We start from the raw sequence: 4994 nt of genomic DNA, 5'->3' as shown, positions 1-4994 counted from the left end.
CATCAGGCCGATGCCGACGCCGACGACCAGGCCGACGATCAACACTGGAGCCGATAGTTGGATGGTGAGCCAGATGGCGTCGCGGCCGACGTCCAGAACTTCGGCGCCGTTCATCGAGGGCCTCTTGGATACGCTTGGAGGGTGGATCAGGAGCTAGGCCATTTTTGCCGGGCTATGGTTAACGAAGGGAGAATGAGGCCTGAAGTCCGGGAGGCCGAAGGCGTTTGGCTCGCGACGATCGTCCTGGCCTGGCTGGACTCACTGCCCCGCTAGGGAGGCCTCCAGAGCCCGCGCGGCCTCGGCGGGGGTGGCCTTGTCGGCGTCACGGTCGACGCTGTAGTTCGCCGCGCGCATGGCCTCGACGCTGATCTTGCCGACCAGGGGCGACAGGGCCTCGATCAGCCGCTGGTCGCCGGCCCGCTTTGGCGAGATGAGGATCACGGCGTCGTAGGGCGGCAGGGCGCCCTTGGGGTCGGTGAGCACGATCAGATTGTCGGCGGCGATGCGACCGTCGGAGGAGAAGGCCGAGATCACGTCGGCCTCGCCGCCCGACAGCGCCCGGTACATGAAGGTGGGCTGGAAGGACCGCTCGGTCTTGAAGTTGAAGCCGTAGGCGGCGTCGACCCCCTTCCATTCCGGGCGGGACAGGAACTCCAGGTCCGAACCCAGGGTGAGGCGCGGCGCCTCGCGGGCGAGGTCGGCGAGGCTGGTGACGCCCAGGGCCTTGGCGCGGTCGGCGCGCATGGCGAAGGCGTAGGCGTTCTCGAAACCCATGGAGCCCAGCACGATCACGCCATCGCGGCGCTTTAGTTCGGCGGTCAGCTCAGTCATCACGGCCTGGCGACCGGGGTTGTCCTCACGCTTCAGCACGTTGGTCCAGAGGGTGCCCGAATAGTCGACATAGACGTCCAGTTCGCCCGCCGCCAAGGCGCGGTAGGCGACGGCGGAACCGAGGTCCTCCTTACGGCTGACCTGCGCCCCGGCGCTTTCCAGGCGCTCGGCCATCAGCTCGGCCAGGATGTACTGCTCGGAGAAGTTCTTGGCGCCGACCACGTAGCTGGCCGGCTTGCCGAAGCTTGCGAGCGGTAGGAGGGCCATAGCGAGCCCAGCGGCCAGCAGCATCAGGCCAGCCACGATCAGGCCGCGCTTTCGCTTCGCCGCGCCGGTCTCGATCAGGCCCAGAAGCTGGTCGACGATCATGGCCAGGCCCGCCGAGGCCGCGCAGCCGAACAGCACGAAGACCCAGTTCTCGGTCTGCAGCCCGGCGAAGATGTAGTTGCCCAGGCTGGTCTGGCCGACCGGGGTGGAAAGGGTCGCCGCCCCGATGGTCCAGACCGCGGCGGTGCGCACGCCGGCCATGATCACCGGCATGGCCAGGGGCAGCTCGACCTGGAAAAGCCGTTGGCGGGCGGTCATGCCCACCCCGTCGGCGGCCTCGCGCACGGCAGGGTCGACGCCCAGGATGCCGGCGGTGGCGGTGCGCAGGATCGGCAGCATCGAATAGAGCGTCAGGGCCAGCAGGGACGGCAGGAAGCCCAGCGCCGAAAACCCCTGGCCGAAGGTCGCCAGGCTGAGCGCCGAGAGCGCCAGCAGCAGCGGATAGAACAGCGCCAGCAGGGCCAGGCTGGGAATGGTCTGGATGAGGCCCGCCACGGCCAGGACCGGCCAGCGCAGGCGCGGGCTGCGGCTGGCGGCGACCGCCAGGGGCAAGCTGATCAGCAGGCCGAGGGACAGGGCGCAGGCGCTGAGCAGGACGTGCCAGCCGAGATACTCCGGCAGCAGGGCGAAGGCGTCGGCGACACGCGGGTTCACGAGGCGCTCTCCAGCCGGGCGCGCAGCCGCTCGGCCTGCCGGCGCGGCGCCTCCAGCAGCGCGAGGACGTCGGGGTCCTGGCTGGTGGCCAGCAGGTGTCCCGGCGCGCCGTCGGCGACGACCCGCCCCGCCTTGAGCACCACGATCCGGTCGGCCAGCAACACGGCCTCGGTCATGTCGTGAGTGACCATTACGGTGGTGAGCGCCAGCTTCTCATGCAGGGCGCGGTAGTCGTTTCCCAGCTCCTCGCGGGTGACCGGGTCGAGGGCGCCGAAGGGTTCGTCCATCAGCAGGATCGCCGGCTGGGCCGCCAGCGCGCGGGCCACGCCGACCCGCTGTCGCTGACCGCCGGAGAGCGCCGCGGGCAGCCGCGCGGCGACCTCGCGCGGCAGGGCGACGAGCTCCAACAGTTCGTCGACGCGCGCGGCCATGCGCGCCTTGTCCCAGCCCAGCAGCTTGGGGGTGATGGCGATGTTCTCGCCCACGGTCAGGTGCGGGAAGAGGCCGATTTCCTGGAAGACGTAGCCGATCCGCCGGCGCAGCTCGTGGGGCGCCTTGCCCGCCGTCAGGTCGCCGGTGACGCTGACGGTCCCGGCGTCGGGCGAAGCCAGGCCGTTGATGGTCTTGAGCAGGGTGGTCTTGCCAGAGCCGGAGGCGCCCACCAGGGCCACGAACTGTCCAGCCGGGACGGACAGGGACACGCCGTCCAGCGCCGCGTGGGCGCCGTAGCGCTTGACGATGTCCACAAGCTCGATCGCGGGTAGGGCCATCCGCTACGGGTAATACGGAGAATCGCAAGATGCGCCACTCCCCTCACCGTCGGATGCGCGTTTTCCCCTTCCCGTGAACGGCCAAAGCGTGTTCACTTCGAAAGTGACGCTAGCGTCATTTTTTGAAGTGCGACATTTCGATCGAAGGATCAGGCCGATGACGGACAAGCCCCTGCCCTCGATGTTGGACCTGACACCGCTCAACGAGCAGTACCGGGTCGATCCGCATGTGGTGTTGGACGATCTTCGCGGCCGCTGCCCTGTGCATCGCGACAGCATCTCAGGCAGCGTGGTGGTCAGCCGCTACGGCGACGTTCGCGCCATCGTCAACAACCGCGACCTTTGGCGCGATCCGATCCGCGCCGAGGAAGGCGCCATCATGCAGCGCCGGTTCGTCGACAACCTCGATCCCAACATCCCGCGCGCCAGCGTGACCAGCATACTGATGCTGGACGATCCCGATCACAGCCGGATCCGCCAGCCTCTGGCCCAGGCGCTCTACGCCCGCGTCGCGAAGTTCAAGCCGCGGGTGGAGGCGATCGTCGACGCGGCGCTGGACGCGTTGGAGGGCGAGGAGAGCTTCGACCTGATGGACCGCTTCTGCGTGCCGATCCCCGTCGACGTGATCGCGACCATCCTGGGCGTCGACCACGACCGGCTGGCCGACTTCCGCGAGTGGTCAGAGGGCGTGATCCAGGGTCTGAACCCGTTCCGCGGCCCTGAACAGACCGCTATCATGGAGCAGGCGAGCGCGGCGCTCTCCGCCTATTTCATCGAGACCCTGGCGGCCCGGCGCGCGGAACCCCGCGACGACTTGATGACCGACATGACCCAGCTCCAGGCGCAGGGCGCGGACCTCAGCGACGAGGAGTTGCGCATAAACCTGACGGCGCTGCTGGTGGGCGGGAACCTGACCACCACCGACCTGATCGGCAATGGCGTGCGCCTGTTGCTGCTGAACCCCGGAGAGCTCGCCAAACTGCGCGCCGATCCAGGGACCATAAACAGCGTGGTGGAAGAGATCCTGCGCTACGAGCCGCCCGTCGACATCACCGGCCGGATCGCCTCGCAGGCCATGGAGGTCGGCGGTTGTCCGCTGAAGTCGGGCCAGGCGATGACCGTGTCGCTGCGCGCCGCCAACCGCGACCCCGAGGTCTATGACGACCCGCACCGCTTCGACGTCACCCGCAAGCATCGCCCGCACGTGGCGTTCGGCGGGGGCGCGCACATCTGCATCGGCGCGCCGCTGGCGCGGCAGGAAGCCCAGGTCGCGCTGGTGAAGCTGTTCGAGCGGTTCCCGAACCTGAAGCTCGCCGATCCAGGCGCGACGCCCGCCTGGCGGACCCTGCCCTTCTTCCGGGGGATGGAAAGCTTGCCGGTCGTCGTCTGAGTCCGGCCGCGGAGGCCGCTAGATCGGCATCCGCATGATTTCCTGATAGGCGCTGATCACTTGGTCGCGGACGGCCATGACCGTCTCCAGGCTGGCCTCGGCGGCCGAGATGGCGGTGACCACGTCGATCAGTTCGGCCTTGCCGGCCACATTGGCGGCGATCTGGGTCTCGGCGGCCTTGGTGGCCGTCATGGCGTCGTTCATGGCCGTCTTGACCATGGCGCCGAAGTTGAGTCCGCCATCCTCCTGTGCGGCCGAGGGCGGCTTGAGGGCGCTGCTCTGGGCGGCGGCATAAGCCTTTGCGGCGGCGAGCGCGGTCATCATCGGTCAGGCCCTACTTCTTGAGCATGTCGAGGGTGCGCATCTGCATGGCGCGCGACGTCTCGATGACGTTGAGGTTGGCCTCGTAGGCTCGTTGGGCTTCCTTCATGTCGAGCGTCTCGATGAGGGTGTCGACATTGGGCAGCTTCACATAACCCTTGTCGTCGGCCGATGGGTGGCTGGGATCGTAGGTGCTGCGGAAGTCCTTCGGATCGGGCGCGACCCTGACCATGCTCACGCCTTGGCCGGCGTCCATCTTCAACGGGGCGAACACGGGCACCTGACGGCGGTACGGATCGCCGCCAGCCTGGCGAGACACGGAGTTCGCGTTGGCGATGTTCTCGGCGATGATCCGCATCCGCGCCTGCTGGGCGCGAAGGGCGGTGGTGGCGATGGCCTGGGTCGCGCCGGAGACGGGTTTGATGTTGGGCATCTAGGCGTCCTCTAGCGTCCGGGCGCGCGGCTAGCCAGGCGTAGCAGGCCCAGGGATTTCTGATAGAAACCGATGGCGGCGTCGTAGCTCATCCGCGCTTCAGCCATCTTCAGCATCTCTTCTTCCAGGACGACCGAGTTGCCATCGAGGGTGGTCTCGGAATCCCGCGCCTTCACCGACTTGAACTGGCTGCCGAGACCCTTCTTGGCGCCCGGCGCGACCATGTGGCCGGGCTGGGTCACCGACTGGACCTGGGCCGCCGAGACGC

6 protein-coding genes and 1 pseudogene are annotated in these 4994 nt (G+C 68.2%); 1 reads left to right on the top strand and 6 read right to left on the bottom strand.

The genetic code is table 11. From position 1 onward, the window contains the following. The 3 genes from RMO04_RS05635 to RMO04_RS05625 all read right to left on the bottom strand — a co-directional run. Nucleotides 1–114 (bottom strand): flagellar biosynthetic protein FliQ (locus RMO04_RS05635; protein WP_309643812.1); only part of this gene is annotated, 114 nt, incomplete at its 3' end. A 144-nt stretch (nt 115–258) separates the two neighbouring features. Further along, complete coding sequence (locus RMO04_RS05630; RefSeq protein ID WP_309643811.1) at nt 259–1812, bottom strand: glycine betaine ABC transporter substrate-binding protein; 1554 nt, start codon at nt 1810–1812, stop codon at nt 259–261. After that, entirely contained in the window at nt 1809–2582 is a 774-nt protein-coding gene (locus tag RMO04_RS05625) for an ABC transporter ATP-binding protein (RefSeq protein ID WP_309643810.1), read from the bottom strand. Before RMO04_RS05625 ends, RMO04_RS05630 begins: the two co-directional genes overlap by 4 nt. Nucleotides 2583–2739: 157 nt before the next feature. On the opposite strand from RMO04_RS05625, the gene RMO04_RS05620 reads away from it, so the two are divergent. After that, the gene (locus RMO04_RS05620; protein ID WP_309643809.1) at nt 2740–3972 is read left to right on the top strand and encodes a cytochrome P450; all 1233 of its coding nucleotides are present in this window, start codon (nt 2740–2742) and stop codon (nt 3970–3972) included. 18 nt (nt 3973–3990) lie between these two features. Here RMO04_RS05620 and RMO04_RS05615 read toward each other — a convergent pair whose 3' ends face one another. The 3 genes and pseudogenes from RMO04_RS05615 to RMO04_RS05605 all read right to left on the bottom strand — a co-directional run. Further along, nucleotides 3991–4296, bottom strand: a complete 306-nt coding sequence (locus RMO04_RS05615) for a flagellar hook-basal body complex protein FliE (protein WP_309643808.1) — start codon at nt 4294–4296, stop codon at nt 3991–3993. 10 nt (nt 4297–4306) lie between these two features. Then, the gene (gene flgC / locus RMO04_RS05610; RefSeq protein ID WP_309643807.1) at nt 4307–4726 is read right to left on the bottom strand and encodes a flagellar basal body rod protein FlgC; all 420 of its coding nucleotides are present in this window, start codon (nt 4724–4726) and stop codon (nt 4307–4309) included. Between the two features lie 11 nt (nt 4727–4737). Then, nucleotides 4738–4994, bottom strand: a pseudogene (locus RMO04_RS05605) (flagellar biosynthesis protein FlgB); the annotation flags it as partial.

The sequence above is a fragment of the Phenylobacterium sp. genome (genome assembly GCF_031412415.1).
Taxonomy (GTDB): Bacteria; Pseudomonadota; Alphaproteobacteria; order Caulobacterales; family Caulobacteraceae; genus Phenylobacterium.
This window is presented reverse-complemented; position numbering and strand designations above follow the sequence as displayed.